The following is a 23859-nucleotide window of genomic DNA, read 5'->3' on the forward strand; positions in this document are numbered from 1 at the left end:
GAAGCGGCGCAAACTCGGTCCGTCGGTTTCCGAGGTGGAATTCTCCGCTGGCAAACCAAGCGCAAACAAGCCATCATGCAACGAAAATTGCAAGGATGTCGACCGTGGAAGAGAAAGTCAAAGCCCCAAAGGACTACGAGGAACTCATCCGCGTGATCCATGATCGGTATGAGCAAATGAGCAAATCATACCAGAAGATAGCCTTGTATCTCACGCAGAACCCGAATGATGTCGCGGTGCGATCCGTGAACGCGATCGCGGAAAGCAGTGGCGTTCATGCATCGAGCTTCGTGCGGTTTGGCCAGGCACTGGGGTATGAGGGGTTCAAGGATCTTCAAACCCTTTTTCAGAAGCGATTGTCCACCGCGGCGCCCGGCTTTGAAGCGCGCGTGAAGGCGCTGGAGACGGAACTTGGGGCGCGAACCGACCGCAGCGAGTTCGGTCTCATGCGCGATCTGGTCGTTCGTGACATCGCCTCGCTGCAGGAGATGCTCACGGCCATCCCGCCGGAAGATTTGGCCGAAGCCGTCAACCTGCTGGAGAAAGCCGACGTCATCTATCTGATCGGGCAATTGCGCTCGGCGCCAGTGGTCGAACTCCTGCGGTACATACTGACGATGCTGGGCAAGCGATGCACATTGCTGGACCCTGGCGGCGGGCTCGCCACGCATATGGCTCGCGTGATCCGCCCACAGGATGTGCTTTTCGCGGTATCGTTCCGCTTCTATGCAAACGAGGTCGTGAATGTCGTGGAAGAGGTTGCCAGCAGGGGCGTCCCCATCGTGGCGATTTCGGACAGCACCTTGTCGCCGCTGGCGAAGAGCGCACGCGTGCTTTTTGCGGTGCCCGAGCACGAATACACTTTCTCAAGATCGCTTGCGGCCCCGATGTGCCTTGCGCAGGCGCTAACCGTAGCGCTGGCAGCGCGCTTGCAGAACAACGGAATTGACCCGCGCATCCCGATAGTGACGGGGCAATAGCGCTCCGACTTCGCAGGTTGGCTTCCAGTTGTCGTTCTTCCTCTCCACTGTGGCGGGGATACAGGCGACGGCGGCGTGATTTGACCCGGTCAGGCAGACCTGCGGTTTGCATTCGCAATGAATTATGCAATTCGGGACTGTTCATTAAAAAATTGAAGGCGAATTGACTCATCGACAGTTGCAGAATATCGATGCTCTGCAATTATCGTTGCGGATCGATTTGGGAAAGCCGCTGCTTCAGTGCGGGGCAATCCCTTTCATTTGCCATTCCAACGTCGGAATGGGCGCGTCAGGAACCGGAACGAGAGGCGGAGAGATTCCCCGGGCAAACCGGGGATTCCGGTTCAAATGGGTGCAGCCGGACACCAAGTGGAGGAGAATAAAATGAAGAAACTGCTTTTGGGCGTCGCGCTTTCGGCGCTGATGTGCTCATCCGCCTTCGCCGCCAAGATCGGCGTTTCGATGGCCAAGTTCGACGACAACTTCCTGACCGTGCTGCGCAACGGCATGATCGCCCAGGCCAAGGGCATGAGCGGTGTCGAATTGCAGGTCGAGGATGCGCAGAACGACGTGGCCAAGCAGCTCGACCAGATCAAGAACTTCGCCGCCTCGGGCGTCGACGCCATCATCGTCAATCCGGTCGACACCTCGGCCACCCAGGCAATGTCGGACGCGGCCGCCGCGGCCAAGATCCCGCTGGTCTATGTCAATCGTCAGCCGGTCAATGTCGACCAGTTGCCGGACAACCAGGCTTTCGTCGCGTCGAACGAGGCGGAATCCGGCACGCTCGAGACCAAGGAAGCCTGCCGCCTGTTCAAGGAAGCCGGCAAGAAGGAAGCCAATGTCTACGTGATCATGGGCGAGCTCTCGAATCAGGCCGCGGTGCAGCGCACCAAGGACATCGAGGAAGTCATCGCCACGCCGGACTGCAGCTTCATCAAGATCATCGACAAGCAGACCTCGAACTGGGATCGTGACCAGGCGCAGAACCTGATGACCAACTGGCTGTCGTCGGGCAAGGCGTTCGACGGCGTCATCGCCAACAACGACGAAAGCGCCATCGGCGCCATCCAGGCGATGAAGGCCGCCAACATCGACATGAAGTCGGTGGTCGTCGGCGGCGTCGACGCCACGCAGGACGCTTTGGCGGCGATGCAGGCAGGCGATCTCGACGTGACGGTCTTCCAGGACGCTGCCGGCCAGGGCGCCGGCGCGCTCGACGCGGCGCTGAAGCTCGCCAAGGGCGAAAAGGTGGAACACAAGGTCTATATCCCGTTCCAGCTCGTCACTCCGGCGAACATCGACAAGTTCTTGAAGAAGAACTGAGGCGCGCCGGCGCAATTCCAGGAACGGTTTTCGGTACGGAATTGCGTGAAGACAAACCGCGGAGTGGTGCTGCGACGCATCGGACTGGCTGAAATCGGCTGCTGGCGAAGCGGCGCCGCTCTGTTCCTCTCCCGCCCGATCGGGCGGGAGAACGGGGCGCGGTCATTCGGAGGAAGAAGACGTGTCACAGACATCGCATGGCATTGGCGGGTTGAGCTATGACGCCAAGAAGCGCCCATGGCCGGCCGAGTTCAACGTGTTCCTGGCGCTGGTCATCCTCGTCGTCGCCTTCGAGCTGATCGGCCGCGTTTTCCTCGGCGACAGCTTCCTGTTCAACACGCGCGAGAATGTGTCGGGCCTCTTCAACGAGCAGCGCCTGCAGATCATCATCCTGCAGGTCTCGATCGTCGGCATCATCGCCATCGGCGTCACCCAGGTCATCATCTGCGGCGGCATTGATCTGTCCTCGGGCTCGATCGTCGGCGCCACCGCCATGATCGCCATGAGCTTCGCGCAGGTTGCGACCGTCAACGGCAATCCCAATCCCAAGGCGATGTTCATCGACTATGGCTGGACCGACCTGCCGGTCATCGTGCCGGTGCTGGTCGCGATCGGCTGCGGCCTCATCGCCGGCCTGATCAACGGCCTGTTGATCGCCTATACCCGCATTCCGCCGTTCATCGCCACGCTCGGCATGATGGTCACCGCCCGCGGCATCGCCAAATGGTGGTCGAAGGGCCAGCCGATCTCGTTCCCAACCGACAGTTTCGCGGCCATCGGCAAGGGCCTGATGCCTGTCGTCATCTTCATCTCGCTGGCGCTCCTGTTCCAGCTCATCCTGAGCTATACGAAATATGGCAAGCATTGCTATGCGATCGGCTCCAACGAGGATGCCGCGCGCATGTCGGGCATCAAGATCGCCAATCACAAGGTGCTGGTCTATGCCATCGCCGGCATCCTCGCCTCGCTTGCGGCCGTGGTGCTCTGCTCCAAGAACCTTACCGCACAGGCCGGCATGGGCGTCATGTACGAGCTCGACGCCATCGCCATGGCGGTCATCGGCGGCGTTTCGCTGTCGGGCGGCCGCGGCTCCATCATCGGCACCGTCATCGGCTCGCTGATCTTCGGCGTCATCATTTCCGGCTTCACCTTCCTGCGCCTCGACGCCTACTATCAGGAGATGGTCAAGGGCGTGATCATCGTCGGCGCGGTCGTTCTCGATCAATGGCGCCAGCGCCGCCGCGCGATAGGAGCTTGACCATGTCCGACATCGTTCTGAAGACCGAAAACCTGACCAAGCATTATGGCGGCGTGCACGCGTTGCAGGAGGCGAATTTCGAGCTGCGCAAGGGCGAGCATGTCGCCATCATGGGCGACAACGGCGCCGGCAAATCAACCTTCGTGCGCCAGATCACCGGCGTCGAGCAGCGCACCGACGGCAAGATCTGGTTCGACGGCAAGGAAGTGAACTTCGCCGGCCCGATCGAGGCGCGCGAGGCGGGCATCGAGACCGTGTTCCAGAACCTTGCGCTGGCCGACGATCTCGACGTGCCGTCGAACCTGTTCCTCGGCCGCGAGAAGGTGCTCTTCAACCTCGGGCCGTTCTCGATCCTCGACCGCAAGGCGATGCGCAAGGCGACCGAGGCGGCGCTGATCCGCACGGCGGTGAAGATCCCCAACCTCTCCAGCACCATCCGCCATATGTCCGGCGGCCAGCGCCAGTGCGTCGCGATTGCCAGGACCGCGACCTTCGCCTCCAAGCTGATCATCATGGACGAGCCGACGGCGGCGCTTGGCGTGCAGGAAACCGCGCAGGTCGAAAACATCATCCGTACGCTGAAGGAAAACGGCGAGCCACTGATCCTAGTCAGCCACAACATGCGCCAGGTGTTCGATCTGGTCGACCGCATCGTCGTCTTCCGCCGCGGCAAGATCGTCGCCAACCTGCGCAAGCAGGACACCGACGGCAACGACATCGTCGCCTACATCACCGGCGCCAAGACCGGCCAGGCGGAACTGCAGGCCGCGTGAGGATGGAAAGACGTCTATCACTAGTGGATAAAGTCAGACGCTTGATACCCTGCTAAATGCCTGCTTTCGACCCGTTACCGGGCGTTCGCCAGCCGGCCTTAAATGAGACGCAACCAGCGCGAAGCGGACGTTGAAGAGAGCGAGGGAAAGTTGCTGTCCAACCCGAGATTCGATCCCTTCATCAGTCTTCGGCTCGGCGTGATAAGAATGCGTTCAGCCGCTCCAGCATCAGTTCCGGAGCTTCAAGCTGAGGCAGATGGCCGACGCCCGGCAGTGTTTCGAACGATGCCTGCGGGATCAGCGCATGAAGCGCTTTGCCTCGCTCCAGCGGAATCCATGGATCGTCCTCGCCCCAGATGATCTCTACCCGACAGCGAATATCCCCGAACATTGGTTCGACTTCTGCGGTGTACTTTTCGTCGGCTTGCGCAAATTGCCGATAGAAGCTTTGTCGCCCGTCTTCGCAAAGCCACGGCTCGACAAGCTTTTCGAAGTCCCTGGAAGTGATCTTGTTCACCATCGCGCCCTTGATGTAGGCCTCCACGACCGCTCTGTGGATATGCGGAGGTAGGCCCAGAAAGGCATCCACGTGGCGACCGAGGTGATCAAAGAACTCCGACCCCCAGGGGCGCATCGCGACGACATTCATCAGGACATATCGATCGAATTCACAGCCATGCAGCAAATGTGCCCGCAGCGTCGTCGCCCCACCCATGTCATGCGCAACGACTATTGGTCGCACGAGCCCCCAATGAGAAAGCATCTCGGCGAAGATGTTTCCCTGCACATCGAGCGACGTGCGCTGCTCCGCGTTTTTGTCGGATCGGCCGTATCCAGGCATGTCGTACCAGTGAACACGATACCGGCTTGCAAGGTCCGGAATAATCCGGTGCCATGAAAACGAAGACCACGGCCAGCCGTGGGCCAGCACGAGTGCAGGACCGCTACCAAGTCGACCCGTTGCGACTGTGCCCGCAGATGTTTGCACGTTCTCATCGAGTTTCCACGACATCCAATATTCTTCCCTGGATTTTCCGGACAGCAAGGTCCTTACGAACTGGTGCCAACCTTATAGTTGGAGACCGCTGGCCTCAAATCTCGATGCTGCCCGCTCCAAAGCGGATCAGACACTTGGCTACCGAAACGACCCCTTCATGGCGCTCCTTGCTCGTTCTGATCGGTGGGGCGGACGGCAGAAAACCACCCTTAGGAGACCTAACGGGTGGGTACCAAGCGTCTGAATTTATCCGCTGGGTCGACCGTAATGGAAATCACAAGGTCCAGATATTCTCGGGTGTGAATATATCGAATGGGAGAACTTTGGTCTGGTTGCCGGCCCGCGGCCCCCCGTGCTGCTTGGATCATGCAAGCTTCCTCGGCAAGACGGTCTAGGGAGATTGCCATTGTCAAACGGCCATCCACAAGGCCAACTCGGGTAACGTCCATAAATTCGCAGCCACCTGTTCCGCCGCGACTAGGTAATGCCGCAAGAACCCGGTTATGCCTCTCCCGGTGACGTACAACCGGTCATCTTGCCTTTTTGATCCACGCCGGTCTCGCGCGGGATGGTCTCGGCCATCGCCCGGCCCTTTGGCTTGTTTCGTGCCAGCGTGATGAGGTCCCTGCCGTTGGCATCGGCCAGACGGGGTGAGATGGCGGCGCCCAGACCTGGGGGTAGAACCGGTAACACCACAAATCTTTCCGTCCATCCTGTTTGTGGGTCAGCCCTCGACGGTATAACCCGCCAATGCCATGACGCGCAGGAGCTCACGATGGCCGATCTTGGCCATTTCCAGCGGCGGGTTCTTGATCGGGTCCTGCTCCGCCTCGACTACGAACCAGCCTTCATAGCCGTGGGCGGCAAGCCGCTTGACGATGGTCTCGAAGTCGAGCGAACCATCGCCGGGCACAGTGAAGGCGCCTTTGACCACCGCGTCGAGGAAGCTTTCGCGGGAGCGATCCAACCCGTCGATGACGGGCTGGCGCACATCCTTGGTATGAACGTGGCTGATGCGGCGGTGATGATTATCAATGACGCGCAGCACGTCGCCGCCGGCAAAGGCCATGTGGCCGGCATCGTAGAGGAGGGGTAGCGCCTCACCAGAGTGCTTCATCAACAGGTCCACGTCCTGCTCGGATTCGATCGGTGCGGCCATGTGGTGATGGTAGGCGATCGGCATGCCCTGGTCAGCGCACCATTCGGCGAAAGCGGTCATCTTCCGGCCGTATGCCTTGATCTCCCCTTCGCTCAGGCGACGACGGGTGATGAGCGGCGCCGAACGGTCGCCCTGGATCGTGCCCGCGGTCTCGCCATAGACGATGCAGGGTGCGCCCACGGCTTTGAACAGCGTCATCTGTTCGGCAATGCGGTCCTTCTCGCGGGCGATATCGCCATCGAGCAGCAGGCCCGAGAACCAGCCGCCGCAGACCTTCATGCCATAGGTGTCGAGGATCGGTCCGAGAATGCCGGCATCCATCGGGAAGCGGCGTCCGGTTTCCATGCCGGAAAAGCCAGCCTCCCGCGCTTCTGCGAGGCATCCCTCGAGCGAAATGTCGCCACTCAGTTCGGCAAGATCGTCGTTCCACCACGCGATCGGTGCGATGCCAAGCCTGGCTTTCATGATCTGATTTCTCCTTCCATCCACGACCCAAAACGGCTGCGTCGGGATCTACTATGAAATGTCTATTGACAAATCAATAGATGCTGCAATGATTATTGCAATACGGTTTTAGGGAGGACTGCGCCAACTCGCGCAGGGCACGCGATCCACCGGCCACGCCCAGGATTAGCGCCGCCGGAGGCTGCTCCGAAGGGAGTGAAACGCTCATCCCGCAATGCCGGAATCTTGTGATCGCCCCGCTGTCTGCGTGGCGTGTCTCGTGCTGTTTTCAGGATGCTCAGATGTATGGCGATTACGGACTTTTCATCGACGGAGCCTGGCATTCAACGGGCGGAGGAGGCTTCACGCCAGTATTCAGTCCGGTCACCGAAAGGGCGCTCGGCGAGGTAGCTTGCGCGAATGGGGAGGACACTCGCGACGCACTCGAAAGTGCCCAACGGGGGTTTCGTTCATGGAAAGCCAAATCCGCCTTCGAGCGGGCTGATGCCCTGCATCGGATTGCCGACGAAATGCTGCGCCGCAAGGATGAAGGGGCGCGGATGATCTCGAGCGAGACCGGCAAGCCGCTGGCCCAGTCGGAGCGGGAATGGGCTCTCTCGGTCGATCAATTCCGCTGGCATGCCGAGGAGGCGCGTCGCATCTACGGGCGTGTCATCGAGAGCCGTGTGCCGGGCGGACGTTTCGAGGTCCTGCATGAGCCTCTCGGCGTCGCCGCGGCCTTCACGGCCTGGAATTTCCCCGCAGCGTTGGTGGCCCGCAAGGTTGCGCCGGCGCTGGCCGCCGGCTGCTCGATCGTGGTGCGTCCTTCGAGCCAGACCCCGGGCACGGCCATGGTCATCGTCGACTGCATGCGAGCGGGCAACCTGCCTGCGGGCGCAGTCAGCCTGCTGGTCGGCCCCACGGAAGCCACCTACACGCCGATCATGGCGTCGAAAGTAGTCCGGAAAGTATCCCTGACCGGCTCAACGCGGGTCGGTCAGCAGATGATCCGGGATGCCGCCGATACGGTCAAGAAGGTCTCGATGGAACTGGGTGGGAACGCGCCGCTGATCGTCTTTGACGATGCCGATCTCGAGACCGCGCTCGGTGTGGCGGTGCCGACCAAATATGCCAATGCCGGCCAGGTCTGCGTCACGCCCGACCGCTTCTTCATCCATGAAAGCCTGCATGACAAATTCGTCGAGGGCTTCGTCTCCCGTGCCAAGTCGCTGAAGCTCGGCGATGGTCTCGACCCCTCGGTGCAGATGGGACCGCTGATCAACGGCAAGCGGCTCTCCGACATCGAGGCCGTGGTCGCGGAGGCTGAACGGCAAGGGGCCACGATCGCCGCTGGCGGCCGCCGTGCGGCGGCCTTCAATGCCGGGCATTTCTTCGAGCCCACGGTGCTGACCAACGTCAGCGACGACATGGCGGTCTTCGCCGAGGAAAATTTCGGGCCGGTGGCGGCGATCACCTCGTTCTCCAGCGACGACGAGGCGCTGCAACGCGCCAACACCTCCGACATGGGGCTTTCGGCCTATGCGTTCACACAAAGCCCGAAGCGCGCACGTCGGGCGGTTGCCGAGCTGAAGGCTGGAATGGTCGGCATCAATAGCTTCGCGCTTGCAGCCTCGGAGGCGCCCTTCGGCGGCACCAATTTTTCGGGCATGGGCAGGGAAGGGGGCATCGAGTCGATCAAGGACTACCTCGACACCAAGCTTGCCCAGGTCGTTTTCTAAAGGCTGCGCCATGATCCCCAATACCCTCAAGAGGCTCTGGGCCGATGGCCGTCCGACCATCAATGGTTGGCTCTCCATAGGCAACTCGTTCACCGCCGAGATCATGGCCGCACAAGGCTATGACAGCATCGGCATCGACCTACAGCACGGTGCGCTCGACTACAACGCCATGCTGCCCATGCTGCAGGTCATGCGCGCCTCGGGCGTAACCCCGCTGGTGCGCGTCCCCTGGCTCGAGCCGGGCATCATCATGAAGGCGCTGGACGCCGGCGCCTACGGGATCATCTGCCCGATGATCAACACCGCGGAGGAAGCCGCACGATTTGTCTCCTGTGTGCGCTATCCGCCCGCGGGTCAGCGCTCCTTCGGGCCAACCCGCGCCAATTTCGCGGTCGGCGCCAACTATGCGGCGGAAGCCAATGGCGAAATCCTCGCCTTCGCGATGGTTGAGACTGCCGACGCGATGGCTAATCTCGATGCGATCGCGGCCACGCCAGGGCTCGACGGCATCTATGTCGGGCCGGCCGATCTGACATTTAGCCTGCACGGCGGTCGCCTGTCTCCGGCCTTCGATCGCGAAGAGCCGGAAATGATCGAGGCGCTGCAAACGATTGTAAAGGCCTGCCGCAGCCACGGCATTCGTGCCGCGCTGCATTGCGGCACGCCGGAATATGCCGGGCGCGCTGTGGCATGGGGCTTCGACATGACCACCGTCTCCAACGACGTGCGCCTGCTCGCCGGCGCGGCCGACGCCGCCGTGAAGCGGTTCCGGGCGCAGACGGCCGGAGCGCCCGCCAAGGGCGCCGACGCCAAGGGAGGCTATTGATGCCGCACGTCCTTGTCGCCGGCAAACTGCATCCGAGCGGCATCGCCTTGCTCGATCGGGCTCCAGGAGTAACCTACGACTATGTCGAGGAGGTTTCCGAGCCAAGCTATTCCTCACTCGTCGGCAAGGCCGATGGTTTGGTCATTCGCACCCAACCGCTATCCGCTCCGACCGTCGACAAGGCACGCAACCTCCGTATCGTCTCGCGGCATGGCGTCGGCTACGACTCCGTCGACCTGCCGGCGCTCAACAAGCGCGGTATCGCGCTGGCCGTCGTCGGCGATGTCAACTCGGTCTCCGTGGCCGAGCACGCCATGATGCTGCTGCTGGCCGCCGGCAAGCGCACCCTGCGCGCCGATCGCGCCGTTCGCGAAAAAGGCTGGAACTGGCGCAACAAGCTCGAGGCGTCGGAACTAGCGGGCAAGCGGCTGCTCATCCTGGGCTACGGCCGGATCGGTCGGCATCTAGCCCGTATGGCCGCCGGCTTTTCCATGGAGGTCGAAGCCTACGATCCGTTTCTCGAGAAAATTGGCTGGCCGGATGGCCAGGTGAGGCCGGCCCGCGACCTCGATGCTGCACTGGGCCGTGCCGACGCAATTTCTGTGCACGCGCCCAAGGGCGAGATGCCGTTGATCGGTGCCCGTGAATTCGGGCTCATCAAGCGCGGCGCCGTCCTGATCAACACCGCCCGTGGCGGCGTGGTCGACGAGCCTGCTCTGATTGAGGCGCTGCGAACCGGCACGGTTGCGGCCGCGGGCCTCGATGTTTTCGACCAGGAGCCGCCAACGTCGGACAACCCGCTGCTGGCCATGGATCAGGTCATCCTCACGCCGCACATCGCCGGTCTTACAGCTGAATGCGGGGAACGCATGGCGGTGTCGTCGGTCAGGAACGTCCTCGATTTCTTCGAAGGCAAGATCGACCCTGCGCTCGTCGTCAATGGACCCGAAATCAATGGGAAATGAGAAACCCAAGCTGCGGGTCGGGCTGATCGGGACCGGCTTCATGGGCAAGACCCATTCGTTTGGGTTCGCCGCAGCGGAACGTGTTTTCGATCTGCCATTCGAGCTCGAGCTTCATACCCTCGCCGACCGTACCGAAGAACTTGCCGGCGCGGCTGCGCGCACGCTCGGCTTCAAGAACGCCACCGGCGATTGGCGCCGACTTGTCGGCGATCCGGATATCGATCTCGTCGACATCACCGCGCCAAACGCGTTCCACCACGAGATGGCGCTGGCCGCTATTGCCGCCGGCAAGCATGTCTATTGCGAGAAGCCGCTTGCGCCGCGCGCTGCAGAGGCCGCCGACATGGCAAACGCTGCCGTGTCTGCCGGCGTAAGCACGCAGGTCGGGTTCAACTATCTGTGCAATCCCATGATGGCGCTGGCCCGTGAGCTCATCGCGTCCGGCGAGCTTGGCGAAATCCGCAGCTATCGCGGGATTCACGCCGAAGACTACATGGGTGATGCGGAAGGTCCGTTCACCTTCCGCCTCGACCCGGTAGGTGGCGGTGCGCTGGCCGATCTCGGCAGTCATGCCTTGGCGACCGCCGAGTTCCTCCTCGGCCCGATCGAGCGCGTTCTTGGTGACGAGGTCACCGTCATCAACAGTCGTCCCGACGACAAGGGCGGCCGTACCACCGTGGAGGTCGATGACATCGGCCGGGCTTTTTTACGTTTCGCCAGCGGCGCCACCGGCAGCATCGAGGCGAGTTGGGTGGCGACCGGCCGCAAGATGCAGCACGATTTCGAGATTTACGGCTCAAAAGGGGCGCTGACCTTCAGCCAGGAGCGCTTCAACGAACTGCAATTCTACACCACTGCGGAAGCCGGTCGTGTTCGCGGCTTCCGTCGCATTGAAGCCGGGCCCGATCATCCGCCGTATGGGTTGTTTTGCGTGGCCCCCGGTCATCAGCTTGGTTTCAACGATCTCAAGGCCATCGAGATCGCGCGATTTCTCGAAGCCATCGCGGGGCTCCGTCCCGAGCCATTCAGCTTCCGCTCGGGACAGCGCATCCAGCAACTGGTGGAAGGGATCCATACATCGGCAACTGAGGGCCGCTGGGTCAGCACAGCTTGATGGCGACCTCGATGCAGCACTCCGGGGCGGTGGCTAAACCACCTTCGCTCGGCCGCGCTTGCCGTGTTTGGTAGGCAATGAATTCTGGGCTGTGGACGGAATGCTGGCAGGTCAAGCGGGTCGCGGCCCGTTCCCATGCCGGCCTGCCTGTAGCCTCGAAAAAGAAGGCGACGAGCGCGCGGCCATCAGCAGCATGTTCGATAAAACTTCGAAAGGAGAGACCATGCCCTTGCTCAATATTCATGTAGTCAAAGGCAGGAGCGAAGATCAAACAGCCACGCTGTTGCAGGCGATACATGACTCAATGGTCGAAGCTTTTGAGGTACCTGTGCGGGACCGTTATCAGATTCTGCACGAGCACGAGCCATCGCATTTGCTCATGGAGGATACCGATCTTGGCTTTGAGCGAACAGATAGCCGGGTCCTGATCCATGTGACGACTCGGCCAAGAAGTCAGCAAATGAAGGAGCGGTTTTACGCGTCGCTTCTCGAAAATCTTGGACAACGCTGCGGCGTTGCACCTGTGGACCTCATGGTCTCTTGTGTTGAGAATCGCGATGATGGTTGGAGTTTCGGATTCGGGCGCGCCCAATTCCTAACCGGGGACTTATAGGGCGCGCCGAACTTGGCCGCCGACAGATCACCTCATCCGAGCAACAGCCTAGGCCATAGTTAATGATCTCGTGCGCTTTCGCAAGGAATGTTGCGTAATCGCAAAGTTCCAGTATTGTCGTCACCGAAAAGGATCGACCATGCTGCTTTCGCGATCAAAGCCTCAATCTGCCAGCGAGCTGATGACCATTTTGAATTCGGCTCAGGACAATATGGGCAAGGGCGGGCGGCGCGTTGCGAATTTTTTCATCGCGAATCTTGGGGAAACTGCCCTTCTATCAAGTTCCGAAGTCGCAACTCGCTGCGGGGTGAACGCATCCAGCGTGGTGCGTTTTGTCCAAACCTTGGGTTTTTCGGGCTACCGCGAATTTCAATCGGTTCTGCAACAACATTTGTCCAAGTCGATGGTGGAAGCCAGGCATTCAGGTGCCGGCGGGATTTCGTTGCCCGAGATTTCAAAGCCGCTGCGTCTTTACCTTCTCGTCGATTCCGGACGATCGTTCAACGAGGCCGCGGAAGCCGCCGCGAAGAACTTCAGCGCGCAAAACCCGTCGATCGAAATTGAAACAGAGTCCCATGTCTCATACGCTGTCGAACCTGAGGACTTCGCGCGCCGGATTACGAGCGCCGCCGAAAGGTCCGATGGGATTATCCTGGTCGCCAGAGAGCATCCGGCGATCAACGATGCAGTAAGAGCGGCTACGGGACATGGCCTCCCGGTGATCTCCTTGACTACCGATCTTCCCTTGTCGGGAAGGTCAGCTTACGTCGGTTCGGACCAATATGTCTCGGGAGCTACGGCAGCCTGGCTTTGTGGGCGAATGCTTCCGCACGGGACAGTCGGGAAAGTCCTGTTTGTCTGCAGTGTGCCATTTCGCTGCCAGCAAGACCGCGAGCAGGGGTTCAGGCATGTCCTGCGATCCGAATTCTCCACCCTAGCCATTGATGAAAGGGTGAGCTCCAACGAGAGCATTGAGGTCATCTATGAGGCTGTCCGGCGATACATAGCAAAGAGCGGGCCTCCGGCGGCTATCTACAATGTTTCAGGCGCCAACCTGGGAGTTGGGCGCGCGCTTGAAGCTGAAGGTCTTACTCATTCGACCGTGTTTATCGGCCATGAGTTGAACACGAACTCGCGGTCGTTGCTCGAGCGGGGCATCATGGACGTGACGATCGGTCATGACTTCGACCGTGAAGTCGCGCTGTCCGTCGAGTGCATAAGGATGGCGCTGCAGGGGGTTCAGCCTATCAATCGCATAACCCAAAGCCAGGTCTTCACCCGTTTCAATTGCGCTATCTTCTGATTGGCTGAACCATTCTGCGTTAGGGGATCAATTGGCAACTGAAACGGTTCTGCGCTTCAGTCGCCGTCGGCCCTCTAGATCGTCAGCTTCGAGACGGGGGTCGGAGGTGCGAAGGGGTAGGCACCCCAGACTGACTGGTCGAAATTGATTACAGAGCCAGTCATCATCCCGGCATCTTCCGAAGCCAAAAATGTGACCGCCTTGGCCACTTCCGCGGGAGCCAGGAGTCGCTCAAAAGGTTGTTCGGCCGCAGCCTTTTGGAGCCAGTTCGCGTCCGCGCCATGATACTCGCGCTGGATGCGGTCCTCGCCGTCGGAAGCCATCCAGCCGATATTCAGCTGATTGATCCGGATCTTGTTCCGCATCGTTGCAAACGCCGTATTGCGGGTAAGTGTGGCAAGAGCACCCTTGGAGGCGCAGTAGGACGCGATAAACGGCTGCCCGGCGAGCGCCGAGGTAGAGCCAATGTTGACGATCGCTCCTTCGATATTGTCTCGGACCATCCGCCGAATTGCCTCCTGCATCAAGAAGAAGGGAGCGCGCGTATTGATCGCGAACATCCGGTCGAAAAGCTCTTCGCTCGTGTTGAGGATGTCGCCCCGGTCCGTAAGGCCGGCGGCATTGACCAGGACATCGACGCGCCCAAAGGCCGTATCTGCGGCCTCAATCACCGTCCTGCAATCGGCCACGTTCGCCAAATCGGCCTGAACAAAGCGAACGACGCAGCCCGTTTTAGCTTCGATCGCTGCAGCGACGGCGCCGCCCTTATCGGCGTTGCGCCCGCAGGTGACAATTCCGGCCGCGCCCGCATCTGCGAAATGCATGGCGATCGCAGCACCCAATCCCTGCGTGCCGCCGGTCACAACCGCGAATTTCCCATCGACTCTGTTCATTCTTCAACGCTCCTCAGATATGCAATGAAATTTGCAGAAAAAATCATCGCGTAATTTGTATTGACATCCATGCGAAAATGCAAGATATTTTGCAGATGCACGCAAAGAATGGTGCTCGGCTCGCACGGCAGGCCGCAGGGAGGAAATCGATGTTGCGTATTGCCGTGCTCGGCTGTGGCCGAATTGGTCAAATGCATGCTGCCAATGTCGCGCGGCATCCCCGATCCAAGTTGGCGGCGGTATTTGATGTCAATTCAGAGGCGGCCGAAAAGGTAGCGGCGGCTCAAGGCGTTAAGGCCGCGGCCAGCGCAGAGGAGATTTTCGCGTCCGACACGGTGGACGCCGTTCTGATCGCCACCGCAACGCCCACCCATGCCGACTACATAGAAATGGCAGTCGCTGCGGGCAAAGCGGTTCTGTGCGAGAAGCCGATCGACCTTAGCCTCGCCCGCGTCGAGGCGTGCGCCGCCAATATCGGCGAAACCAAAATCCCGATCCAGCTGGGATTCAATCGTCGTTACGATCCCGGGCACAGTGCCGCGCGAACGGCGATGCTGGCTGGCGATATCGGCGAACTGCACCAGGTCATTATCACGTCCCGCGATCCCGCGTTGCCGCCGAGAGCCTATCTGGAGGCTGCGGGTGGGCTATTCCGCGATATGACGATCCATGACTTCGACTTGGCTCGCTTCATGCTCGGCGAAGAGCCGACCGAGGTCTTTGCGCTTGCCAATGCGCTCATCGATCCAGCTCTCGGGAAGGAACTCGACGAAGTCGACAGTGCGATGTTCATCCTGAGGACCGCGTCGGGCAAGCAATGTCACATCAACAATTCGCGCACCGCAGTCTACGGCTACGATCAGCGCGTTGAGCTGATTGGGAGCGCGGGCATGCTTCTTTCCGACAACCGCAAACCTCACGAATTGCGCCGCTTTAGCAGCACGGCCGCCGAGGCAAGCCAGCCGTACCAGTTCTTCTTTCTCGAGCGCTACCAGGAAGCCTTCATGGCGGAGATCGATGGGTTCGTGGACTGCGTGGAGAAGGGCGCCGTTCCGCTGGCTAGTTTCGAAGATGGACGCCGTGCGCTCATCCTGGCGGAAGCGGCTTACAAATCCATGAAAGAGCAACGTTTGGTGCGTGTCTCCGAAGTGGCTGCATAGAGCCTTCGGCGGCGGATCCGCAGGAGGATGAAAGATCCGCGCAGTGGGAGGAGTGGCGTTTGGTGAAGTATGGGCTCGCACGGATCGCCGTGTGGGGAAATGGCCGAGACCGACCCGCAATGGCGCCGGGCACCTTGGCTGTGCCTTCCTTGCGATCATGGTCGAACAAGAACCGCGACAGCGTGCCCTCACTCCCGACTTCTCCAGCAGGGCTCTTTCAGTGCGGCCAGGCAAGCACTGCAATTCTATTTGCGGGTGACGACATCGCGAACGGTGTCTCGTCGCAAGGTCGAACCTTTCTGTGGTGAGCACAGAAGGACTAAGCGGCGTCAAGCCGGGCTAACGGGCGGTCGGACCGCGCAACAAAAGGAGGAATCAATGAAATTTCCAACTCTCCCCATTTCTCGCCGCAGAGCCGCCGGTACGGTGGCTTTCGGCGCGCTGTTCCTGGCAATAACCGCTGGGACGGCGCTTGCAGAATACAAGGCCGCGGACGTGAGGATCGGTTTTACCCCGAAGTTTCTTAAGGATGATTTCCAGACCCTGATGCTGGATCTCTCGAAGAAGGCCTTCGATGCAAAGGGTTTCACCCTGGTCGGTGCTCCTGATCCCAATGGCGATATCGCGGCCGAAGTCGATGCGCTCCAGAACCTGATTGCCAACGGCGCCAACGTCCTGGTCTTCGCTCCCATCGACGCCGCGGGAATCGTTCCCGCCGTCAAGAAGGCGAATGACGCCAACGTCCTCGTCTTCTCGATCGATGATGCGCCCGCGGGCGGCAAAGTGACGGCGACGGTGCGCGCGGACAATGTCGACGCCGGCGTTCAAGGCGCCAAGGAGATGGTCAAGCGCCTGCAGGCCAAGCCATGCTGGACCGACAACAGCTGTATCGTGCTCGAGCTGCAGGGCGCCCTGACCACGCCCAACGGCCGCGATCGCTCCGATGGTTTTTCCAAAACGTTGCACGAGCTCGCGCCCAAGGTGAATCTGATACAGCGCCCGACTGAATGGACTGCCGACATGGCCGCCGATGCTGCGCAGAACGTCCTCACCCAGAATCCTTCGCTGAGCGGCATCTTCATGGCGTCCGAACTCATGGCATCGGCCGTCAACGCCCAGCTCACCAACGGCGGCAAGGGCGCTCCGGTGGGTGATCCGAACTCGGTGATCCGCATCGCAATCGATGGAACGCCTCAAGGGCTGCAGCTTATCCGCAGCAAGGCCCTCGACGCGACGGTGTCGCAGCCCCTGAGCGCCTATGCGACCAAGACGGCCGACCTGATCGAACTCGTCTCCAAGGGTGGCAAGATCGAGATCGGGCCACGTGACGACGGCCAGGTTATCGATACACCTGTTGGACCGCAGTACCAGCTCAAGGCGACGCTGGTGACAACCGACAATGTGGATTCACCTGATCTGTGGGCGAACAAGGTCGGCAAATAAGTTCGGGAGGAACCAGCCGTGGAGCCGAAGATCATGGACAACGCGCGACCCATCGTCGAGATGCGTGACATCGCCAAGACCTTTGGCTCGACCCGGGCTCTTCGCGGCGTGAATTTCACCGTCATGCGCGGTGAGGTTCACGCCCTGTTGGGCCGCAACGGCGCGGGAAAGAGCACGCTTGTTTCCACCTTGAGCGGATACGTTTCGGCAGATACCGGATCAATCAGAATTGGAGAGGTCGAGGTAGAAGCGGTCGGCCAAAACTACGCGCCGAGCATTCGCAAGCTGATTGCCCATGTTCAACAAACACCTCAGCTGTTCAACCTGCTGACGGTGGCGGAGAACCTTTTTGTGGAAAACCCTCTCGTCCGCAGAGGTTTCGGCGTGGTGAGCCACAAGCTGATGTTGGAGCGCGCAGCTGGCCTGCTGGATGAATGGAATATGGACATCCAACCCCGCTCGCTTGCAGGGGAGCTGGGCGCCGGGACGAGACAGCTGCTCGAGATCATGAAAGCCCTCAGTCGGGGCGTGCCTGTCATGATCCTGGACGAGCCAACTGCCGCCTTGAGCAATGCGGAAAAACGTATTCTGTTCGAGCATGTGAGGGCGCTCAAAGCCAAGGGTGTCTCGTTCGTTTATATCTCGCACCACCTGGACGAGGTTTTCGAGATTGCCGATACAGTCACGATCCTGAGGGACGGGAAGGTCGTGAAGGAACGCGAGCCCGTGGAGCGTCTGGACGTAGAGACCATCGCCGACCTTATGATGGGCGAAAAGACAGTCCGAAGCACGCGCCAGGATTTCATGGCGGATGAAGCTCCTATTCTGCTCCAGGCCAGGGGAATTCGCCTCGACCGCTTTTCGGAAAAGGATATCGACTTCGAGGTAAGAGCGGGCGAGATCGTAGCCCTGGCAGGCCCGGTGGGTGGCGGGAAGGAAGCGCTCGCAATGGTCCTTGCTGGCCAGCAAAGGCCTGAAGACGGCGAGGTGATCAGCCCGCGTGGAAAGCTACCGACTATCGGCCTGGTTCCCACCGACAGGCATGCCAGCGGCTATGTCGGCATTCTGGGTGTTCGCGAGAATGTAGCGATCGGCGGCCTTGACGTCTTGTCCGGCAAACTGGGTTTTATCAGCAAAGGCAAGGAAGCTAGGCATGTCGGGCGCCTTGCCCAACAGACGAACGTAATCGCTTCGTCTCTGGAGCAAGCGGTGAGCCAGCTCAGCGGCGGCAATCAGCAGAAGGTCGTTTTCGCGCGCGCGCTTTGTCGAGCTCCCGAGGTCATCGTCGCTCTCAGTCCAACCCGCGGCGTTGATGTGGGAGCCAAGGAGCAGCTCTATTCGCTGCTGCGGGATCTTGCCAGCAAGGGGTTGGGCGTCGTGGTCGTCTCGGACGAGGAAGACGAAATTGATCAGCTGGCCAACCGGGTCGTTATCGTGTTCGAGGGGCACGTCGTTGATGAACTGGTGGGTGAATACACAATCAAAGACCTAATCCTGCGGATGGAGGGCGTCGTATGAGCACCGATGTCGTGAGCAAATCAACGCTGAAGAAGGAACATTCCGGGCAGTCACGGCTATCCGCCTTCGGAAGCGCCTTTGTGGCCGGCGGATATACAATGTACCCGGTCCTTCTCATACTGGTGATCGTGGGTGCCGTCGTTGCTCCGCGGTTCGCCACGGCGGCCAATCTGCTGAATATCCTCGACCAGGTAAGCGTTCTGGGCCTGACGACGATCGGACTGACTTTCGTCGTCCTGATAGGTCGACTGGATCTCTCGCTCGAGGGCATTGTCGGCTTCGCTCCGATGTTTGCAGCCGTCACCCTGGTGCCTGTGGCGGCTGGTGGGCTCGGGTTGGAGCTGCCGAGCTGGGCTGGCCTATTCGTTGCGCTGGGCACTGCGGGGCTGATCGGCTTTTTCAATGGTTTCATGGTCGTCAGGGTGGGTCTCAACCCGTTCATCTCAACGCTCGGACTGCTTGTGCTGCTTCGCGGCGGAGTGCTGATCATCTCTAACGGGCGTTCGATCTACTCTCCCGGCAAGGCGCTGACCTATCTCGGTTCCGCAAATTGGTTCGGTATTCCCGTGTCGGTGATCGTGTTCATTGTGGTCGCGGCTGTGGTCGGCCTTGTCTTCCACCACCACCGCTACGGCCGCGCCTTGTATGCGATCGGCGGCAATGAAGACGCCGCGAGGGCTGCCGGCATTAACGTGGACCGGGTCATTTGGTCGGCGTTTGTCTTCGCGGCCCTCTTGGCGGGCCTTGCAGGTGTTCTGATGACGGGGCGCCTTGATTCGACGGTGACAACCCAAGGGCAGGGGATCATTTTCTCCGCTTTCGCAGCTGCGGTGATAGGGGGCGTAAGTCTTGGGGGCGGCCGAGGGACGATCGTCGGGGTCGTTAGCGGTGTGCTCTTGATCGGCGTCATCAACAACCTGCTCACGTTGGCGCAGGTTCCGTCCTTTTACGTGCAGGCATCGACCGGTGCCGTCATCATCGTGGCAGCGGTGCTGACGACGATCGCGAGCCGACGCTCGAGCGGCGTGCGAACCCGAACCTGAGATATTGTGCCGGCAGGGACCAAGGTTCTTCTGCCGGCATCACTGCCAGGCTCGAATGGAGGGTGGTGCGTGCACGGGTTCAACGCAGTGGACACTCAACGGTCGTAGTCCGCTCTTGTTGCTAGCGCTAGCGTGGAGTTGGCGGTGAAACGGCGTCCAATCGGACAGACTGGATTGGAAGTTACCGAGATCTGTTTCGGAACAGCTCCCCTCGGCGGGATGCCGGACACGTATGGCTATAGCGTCGACGAAGCCACCGCGCTTGCGACCATCCGAGCGATTTTCGACGGCTCGGTCAACTTCATGGATACTTCCCGCAATTACGGCTTTGGCCGCAGCGAGGAGCGGATTGGCAGAGTGATCAGAGAGCGCGGAGGTCTGCCTCCGGGATTTGTGCTTTCGACGAAATTAGACCGGGATATGAGTACAGGCCGCTTCGACGCCGGTCGCGCCAGACAGTCGCTTGAGGAGAGCCTTCTGGCGCTCGGTCTCGACAGCGTTCACATACTGCACCTTCACGACCCTGAACATTCCGCCGATCTCGACGAGATCACGCGGCCAGGCGGTGCGCTCGATGAATTGTTTCGGATAAAAGAGGAAGGGCTAGCGACCGCCGTGGGTCTGGCAATGGGCCGTCTCGATATCATGCTGCCGATGGTCAGAGACTGGCCCTTTGATGTCCTACTCAATCACAATCGCTTCACACTTTTGAACAGGTCGGCAAGTGACCTCTTTGACCTAGCCAACGAAAGGGGGATAGCTGTGCTCAATGCGGCTCCCTATGCTGGCGGAGTTCTGGCAAAGGGCAGTTCGCGGGTGTCTCGGATAACCTATCAGGAGATTGATGAAACAAAGCTCGCACGTGTGCGCCAGATCGAGGGGCTGTGCAGAAAGCATTCCCTGGCCCCTGGCGCGGCAGCGCTGCAGTTCTCACTAAATGACCCGCGGATAACCTCGACCGTTGTAGGTGTTTCAAAACCCGAAAGGATCGCCCAGACGCTTGATTGGGCCGCGGCGGCCATTCCTGAACATGCTTGGGAGGATCTTGGGAAGATTGGGTATTCGGTGGATGATCCCGAGGCCCGGCGGCACTACAAACCGGGATAGCGAGGCGCAAGCACAATCTGCAGCGATGCATTCGCAGCTTCGCCAGCAATGTCGTGGACGCACTCAAAAATCTGCTCGACGCTCGAGGGTGGCGCTGACGGTCGTGGAATGTGGCTTGCCGCCGGGCGGGCAAAGAATTCGCATTCGAGCGCGCCGCTGCGCTTCAGCTATCGCCTACGAAAGGACCCGTCGCTAGAACGAAGCTGCCCGGATGATTTCGACCGAAACAGCAAGCCCCTTGCCCAGTCGGAGCGCGAAGGGGTTATCCGATCTCGCTGGTGTTCACGACGCGGCGCTCTGCGATCGAATTCATCGCCGCTCGGCAAGGACGAGTGCCAGGCGTTCCCACGCAGTCTACGATGTGAACCGGGCCGCGGCGGACGATGTGACCAAGACTTTGCGCGTACCGCGAGCGTCGTACGAGGTGGGCATTCGCCACATGCATGCGCCCTATGCGTCCGCAGCCAAGCACGCCGATCCTGAGCATGATGGATCTCAAGTCTGAAACAGAAATTGCGTAATCCATGGCGCAAAGCACCTTGAACTAATTCGTTCGCCCGTCTCAAACGTCTGAGGCGGGCGGTGGGCGGCGCTCGCCTCGTCGGCCGCGGGGAGGGCTCGCCGCCGGTACCGTGCCTGACGTCGGCGCCACGAGGCCGGCGGCGACGCATAAGCGTCGACTGTCCGCACCGTTCTCGCCCATCAGGGCCACCACTTCGCCCGCCTCCGCCGCGAGGTCGATGTCCTTAAGAATAAAACGCCCGCAAAAGACTAGCAGTCTTTTGGAAGGGGAGGAGGGCGATTGTCAGCAATGCATTCCAAACCGCCCTGATGAATTGCGTCCGGACAAGACGGGTTTCTGCGCTCTGGTGCCGCGACCAACGACATGGTTCCTCCTCGGGAATTTCTGCAATAATCATTGCATAGATATTGATTTGTCAATAGTCATTTCGTACGCTTGGTTCAAAGCATCCTGGGAGGATCACATGACAGGCATGGCCCGGCTGACTGTGGCAGGCGCTCGTGCGCTATCCAATCAGTTCACCTTTGGATGGCGAAAAGGCGCCCTTCTTTCCGGGGTGTTCGTCAGCTTCGAGGCTATCGTGAAACGCCGGGCTGGAACCGGGTATGAGGGCTGGTTCGCCCGGAAACCGAACAGGAGCCGGCCCTCGGCTCCGCCGCTCGAAATCACGAAGGTCGGACATAACGAATTACTGCGCGTGATGGCTGCGGCAGGCTGCCAGTAGAGGTCTGAAGCGTGAACAGCACTTGACGGAAGGTCTGAGCCAAAGATGCCCCGCGTCTGTGTTTTACGCGATCGCTCAACCTCATGCCGCAGTGAAACGTGATCCATCGATTCCGGACATAAGACATGAAGGAGGAAACCATTGGATCCTATCGAGGCAAAGCCGCTTCCGCTTCTGGAGGCCAAGAACATCGTAAAGTATTTCGGCGCGATCACAGCGCTGGGTGGCGTGAATTTCCACGTCGATGCCGGTGAGGTCCTGGGTGTCGTCGGCGACAACGGAGCCGGCAAGTCCACGCTCATGAAAATCCTTTCCGGCCTCTACACGCCGAGCGAGGGCGAACTCGTATTCCAGGGGAGGCCGGTGCATTTCTCCAGCCCGAAGGAGGCTCGGCTTCTTGGTATCGAGATGGTCTACCAGGACTTTGCACTCGCCGGAAACATGCCGATCTACGAGAATATCTATCTGGGTCGCGAACCGGGCCGAAAGTTCGGACCTTTGCGCATCGTCGACCATGAGAGATCCCGCGCCATGGCGCGGGAGCATCTCGACAGGCTCAAGATCAGCGTCAAGTCCATCGACCAGCAGACGGAAAATCTCAGCGGCGGGCAGCGTCAGGCCGTGGCGATCGCTCGGGCGACCGCCTTCGACGCCAAGCTCGTCATCATGGACGAGCCCACGGCCGCGCTCGCCATCAAGGAGGTCGGCAAGGTTCTGGACCTCATCCGCTCGCTAAAGGAGCACGGCGTTGCAGTGATCGTTATCTCGCATCGTATGGACGACATCTTCTATTGCTGCGACCGGGTGATGGCACTCTTCCAGGGCACAAACTTCGCCGACGCCAAGCTCGCCGACACGAACCGCAACGAGGTGATCGGCTGGATCATGGGCACAAAGAACCACACTGAGGGACTCGCTCATGACCGCGTCCACTAGCACGCTGTACCACCCGAAGATCGCCCATTTCATGGAGACTTACGGCATCGTGTTGATCGTGCTGGTCATGATGGCCATTCTCGCCGTCATCAAGCCGGATGTCTTCCTCTCGGCGGAGAACCTGACCAACATCCTCAAGCAGAACGCTTCGCTGGCGCTTCTGGCGCTCGGGATGCTGGTCGTCATCGTCACAGGCGGTATCGACCTGTCGGTTGGTTCGACCATGGCGCTCGCCATGGTTTGTATCGCTATGGCCAGCAGAGTCGGCGTTCCGTGGCCAATCTGCCTCCTCATCGGACCGGTCGTGGGCCTTGCCGTGGGCTGGGCCAACGGCATTGGGCTGACCTGGCTCAAGCTGCCTCATCCCTTCATTATGACGCTGGGCACGCTCAACATCGGCCGCGGCCTTACCTATCTTCTGACCGGCGGCGCCCCCGTTTCGGGACTTCAGCCGGAACTACGCTACCTGGGCGTCTCATATTGGGGACTTGGCATCTTCAATCCGCCGGCCGGTCTGCCCGTCAGCCTCGTCGTTGTCGCCATCAGTGCGGTTCTGCTGTGGCTTTTCCTTAATCGGACCTCGACCGGCCGTCATATCTACGCCATCGGCGGGAACCCCCACGCGGCGCGCGTGTCCGGCGTCAATGTCGATCGGGTGCTGACCGCCGTTTACATGATCTGCGGTTTCTTCGCCGGTCTTGCCGGGTTGCTCCTCGTCGGCCGCACCGGCAGCGGCTTTCCGAACGCCGGCATCGGCATCGAACTCGACGCGATCGCCGCCGTCATCATCGGCGGCGCCTCCTTTTTCGGCGGGCGCGGCACAGTGCTCGGCGTTCTTGCGGGCGTCCTCATCATGGGGCTGCTGCGCAACGGCCTCAACATCAACAATGTCAGCGCCTTCTGGCAAATGATCCTCATTGGCTTCGTCATCATCATCGCCGTCTACATCGATGTTGTGCGGAGAAAGGCGGCCATCCGAACCTGACGGTTCGCGATTCCGGTGACGGTCGTCTCC

Annotated in this window: 21 protein-coding genes; 18 read left to right on the forward strand and 3 right to left on the reverse strand. The window is 60.4% G+C overall.

From position 1 onward, the window contains the following. Nucleotides 1-104 precede the first annotated feature (104 nt). The 4 genes from FJ425_RS05525 to FJ425_RS05540 all read left to right on the forward strand — a co-directional run bounded on the left by FJ425_RS05525 (nucleotide 105) and on the right by FJ425_RS05540 (nucleotide 4337). A complete protein-coding gene (locus FJ425_RS05525) occupies nucleotides 105-980 on the forward strand; it encodes a MurR/RpiR family transcriptional regulator (RefSeq protein WP_246677882.1) in 876 nt (291 codons plus the stop codon). A 384-nt stretch (nucleotides 981-1364) separates the two neighbouring features. After that, nucleotides 1365-2306, forward strand: coding sequence for a sugar ABC transporter substrate-binding protein (locus FJ425_RS05530; protein WP_140543282.1), 942 nt, complete (start codon nucleotides 1365-1367; stop codon nucleotides 2304-2306). A 181-nt stretch (nucleotides 2307-2487) separates the two neighbouring features. Continuing rightward, nucleotides 2488-3564, forward strand: a complete 1077-nt coding sequence (locus FJ425_RS05535; protein ID WP_095768206.1) for an ABC transporter permease — start codon at nucleotides 2488-2490, stop codon at nucleotides 3562-3564. A gap of 2 nt (nucleotides 3565-3566) precedes the next feature. Continuing rightward, nucleotides 3567-4337, forward strand: a complete 771-nt coding sequence (locus FJ425_RS05540) for an ATP-binding cassette domain-containing protein (protein ID WP_140543283.1) — start codon at nucleotides 3567-3569, stop codon at nucleotides 4335-4337. A gap of 181 nt (nucleotides 4338-4518) precedes the next feature. On the opposite strand, the gene FJ425_RS05545 is transcribed toward FJ425_RS05540, so the two are convergent. Together FJ425_RS05545 and iolE are read right to left on the reverse strand one after the other, a co-directional pair. Then, entirely contained in the window at nucleotides 4519-5349 is an 831-nt protein-coding gene (locus tag FJ425_RS05545; RefSeq protein WP_140722216.1) for an alpha/beta hydrolase, read from the reverse strand. Nucleotides 5350-6058: 709 nt separating this feature from the next. Next, entirely contained in the window at nucleotides 6059-6958 is a 900-nt protein-coding gene (gene iolE / locus FJ425_RS05550) for a myo-inosose-2 dehydratase (RefSeq protein WP_140691759.1), read from the reverse strand. 281 nt (nucleotides 6959-7239) lie between these two features. Here iolE and FJ425_RS05555 point away from each other — a divergent pair, with 281 nt between their 5' ends. From FJ425_RS05555 to FJ425_RS05580, 6 genes are all read left to right on the forward strand, one after another. Further along, nucleotides 7240-8676, forward strand: coding sequence for an NAD-dependent succinate-semialdehyde dehydrogenase (locus FJ425_RS05555; RefSeq protein WP_140691752.1), 1437 nt, complete (start codon nucleotides 7240-7242; stop codon nucleotides 8674-8676). 10 nt (nucleotides 8677-8686) lie between these two features. Further along, nucleotides 8687-9502 (forward strand): aldolase/citrate lyase family protein, encoded by an 816-nt coding sequence (locus tag FJ425_RS05560; RefSeq protein WP_140722218.1) that lies wholly within the window; start codon nucleotides 8687-8689, stop codon nucleotides 9500-9502. Further along, complete coding sequence (locus tag FJ425_RS05565) at nucleotides 9502-10467, forward strand: hydroxyacid dehydrogenase (protein ID WP_140691728.1); 966 nt, start codon at nucleotides 9502-9504, stop codon at nucleotides 10465-10467. Before FJ425_RS05560 ends, FJ425_RS05565 begins: the two co-directional genes overlap by 1 nt. After that, complete coding sequence (locus tag FJ425_RS05570; RefSeq protein ID WP_140691724.1) at nucleotides 10457-11581, forward strand: Gfo/Idh/MocA family oxidoreductase; 1125 nt, start codon at nucleotides 10457-10459, stop codon at nucleotides 11579-11581. The genes FJ425_RS05565 and FJ425_RS05570 overlap by 11 nt, the downstream gene beginning before the upstream one ends. Nucleotides 11582-11804: 223 nt before the next feature. After that, complete coding sequence (locus tag FJ425_RS05575) at nucleotides 11805-12194, forward strand: tautomerase family protein (protein ID WP_140658997.1); 390 nt, start codon at nucleotides 11805-11807, stop codon at nucleotides 12192-12194. Nucleotides 12195-12333: 139 nt separating this feature from the next. After that, on the forward strand, nucleotides 12334-13497 hold the full coding sequence (locus FJ425_RS05580) for a substrate-binding domain-containing protein (RefSeq protein WP_140722219.1): 1164 nt from the start codon (nucleotides 12334-12336) through the stop codon (nucleotides 13495-13497). Nucleotides 13498-13571: 74 nt separating this feature from the next. Here FJ425_RS05580 and FJ425_RS05585 read toward each other — a convergent pair whose 3' ends face one another. Continuing rightward, nucleotides 13572-14390 (reverse strand): SDR family oxidoreductase, encoded by an 819-nt coding sequence (locus FJ425_RS05585; RefSeq protein WP_140691715.1) that lies wholly within the window; start codon nucleotides 14388-14390, stop codon nucleotides 13572-13574. 149 nt (nucleotides 14391-14539) lie between these two features. Here FJ425_RS05585 and iolG point away from each other — a divergent pair, with 149 nt between their 5' ends. From iolG to FJ425_RS05625, 8 genes are all read left to right on the forward strand, one after another. Next, nucleotides 14540-15550: an inositol 2-dehydrogenase gene (iolG, locus tag FJ425_RS05590; RefSeq protein WP_140691712.1), complete on the forward strand. Its 1011-nt coding sequence runs from the start codon at nucleotides 14540-14542 to the stop codon at nucleotides 15548-15550. A gap of 378 nt (nucleotides 15551-15928) precedes the next feature. Further along, the gene (locus FJ425_RS05595; RefSeq protein ID WP_181170673.1) at nucleotides 15929-16993 is read left to right on the forward strand and encodes a sugar ABC transporter substrate-binding protein; all 1065 of its coding nucleotides are present in this window, start codon (nucleotides 15929-15931) and stop codon (nucleotides 16991-16993) included. 18 nt (nucleotides 16994-17011) lie between these two features. Continuing rightward, entirely contained in the window at nucleotides 17012-18511 is a 1500-nt protein-coding gene (locus FJ425_RS05600; protein ID WP_140691699.1) for a sugar ABC transporter ATP-binding protein, read from the forward strand. Continuing rightward, nucleotides 18508-19554 carry an ABC transporter permease gene (locus tag FJ425_RS05605; protein WP_140691685.1) on the forward strand — a complete coding sequence of 349 codons (1047 nt, stop codon included), beginning with the start codon at nucleotides 18508-18510 and terminating at the stop codon, nucleotides 19552-19554. The genes FJ425_RS05600 and FJ425_RS05605 overlap by 4 nt, the downstream gene beginning before the upstream one ends. 174 nt (nucleotides 19555-19728) lie before the next feature. Further along, nucleotides 19729-20661 carry an aldo/keto reductase gene (locus FJ425_RS05610; protein WP_246677884.1) on the forward strand — a complete coding sequence of 311 codons (933 nt, stop codon included), beginning with the start codon at nucleotides 19729-19731 and terminating at the stop codon, nucleotides 20659-20661. Between the two features lie 986 nt (nucleotides 20662-21647). After that, nucleotides 21648-21908, forward strand: a complete 261-nt coding sequence (locus tag FJ425_RS05615) for a hypothetical protein (RefSeq protein WP_140722221.1) — start codon at nucleotides 21648-21650, stop codon at nucleotides 21906-21908. 141 nt (nucleotides 21909-22049) lie between these two features. Continuing rightward, entirely contained in the window at nucleotides 22050-22844 is a 795-nt protein-coding gene (locus tag FJ425_RS05620) for an ATP-binding cassette domain-containing protein (protein WP_246677885.1), read from the forward strand. Then, entirely contained in the window at nucleotides 22828-23829 is a 1002-nt protein-coding gene (locus FJ425_RS05625; protein WP_140722223.1) for an ABC transporter permease, read from the forward strand. The genes FJ425_RS05620 and FJ425_RS05625 overlap by 17 nt, the downstream gene beginning before the upstream one ends. Nucleotides 23830-23859: the final 30 nt, after the last annotated feature.

This window comes from Mesorhizobium sp. B2-7-2, assembly GCF_006440775.1.
Classification (GTDB): Bacteria; Pseudomonadota; Alphaproteobacteria; order Rhizobiales; family Rhizobiaceae; genus Mesorhizobium.

Coding starts and splice junctions, on each gene's coding strand:
- FJ425_RS05540 (WP_140543283.1), top strand. CDS start 3,567: ATGTCCGACATCGTTCTGAAGACCGAAAACCTGACCAAGCATTATGGC.
- FJ425_RS05605 (WP_140691685.1), top strand. CDS start 18,508: ATGAGCACCGATGTCGTGAGCAAATCAACGCTGAAGAAGGAACATTCC.
- FJ425_RS05565 (WP_140691728.1), top strand. CDS start 9,502: ATGCCGCACGTCCTTGTCGCCGGCAAACTGCATCCGAGCGGCATCGCC.
- FJ425_RS05530 (WP_140543282.1), top strand. CDS start 1,365: ATGAAGAAACTGCTTTTGGGCGTCGCGCTTTCGGCGCTGATGTGCTCA.
- FJ425_RS05570 (WP_140691724.1), top strand. CDS start 10,457: ATGGGAAATGAGAAACCCAAGCTGCGGGTCGGGCTGATCGGGACCGGC.
- FJ425_RS05595 (WP_181170673.1), top strand. CDS start 15,929: ATGAAATTTCCAACTCTCCCCATTTCTCGCCGCAGAGCCGCCGGTACG.
- iolG (WP_140691712.1), top strand. CDS start 14,540: ATGTTGCGTATTGCCGTGCTCGGCTGTGGCCGAATTGGTCAAATGCAT.
- FJ425_RS05575 (WP_140658997.1), top strand. CDS start 11,805: ATGCCCTTGCTCAATATTCATGTAGTCAAAGGCAGGAGCGAAGATCAA.
- FJ425_RS05545 (WP_140722216.1), bottom strand. CDS start 5,349: ATGTCGTGGAAACTCGATGAGAACGTGCAAACATCTGCGGGCACAGTC.
- FJ425_RS05625 (WP_140722223.1), top strand. CDS start 22,828: ATGACCGCGTCCACTAGCACGCTGTACCACCCGAAGATCGCCCATTTC.
- FJ425_RS05585 (WP_140691715.1), bottom strand. CDS start 14,390: ATGAACAGAGTCGATGGGAAATTCGCGGTTGTGACCGGCGGCACGCAG.
- FJ425_RS05555 (WP_140691752.1), top strand. CDS start 7,240: ATGTATGGCGATTACGGACTTTTCATCGACGGAGCCTGGCATTCAACG.
- FJ425_RS05580 (WP_140722219.1), top strand. CDS start 12,334: ATGCTGCTTTCGCGATCAAAGCCTCAATCTGCCAGCGAGCTGATGACC.
- FJ425_RS05560 (WP_140722218.1), top strand. CDS start 8,687: ATGATCCCCAATACCCTCAAGAGGCTCTGGGCCGATGGCCGTCCGACC.
- FJ425_RS05615 (WP_140722221.1), top strand. CDS start 21,648: ATGACAGGCATGGCCCGGCTGACTGTGGCAGGCGCTCGTGCGCTATCC.
- iolE (WP_140691759.1), bottom strand. CDS start 6,958: ATGAAAGCCAGGCTTGGCATCGCACCGATCGCGTGGTGGAACGACGAT.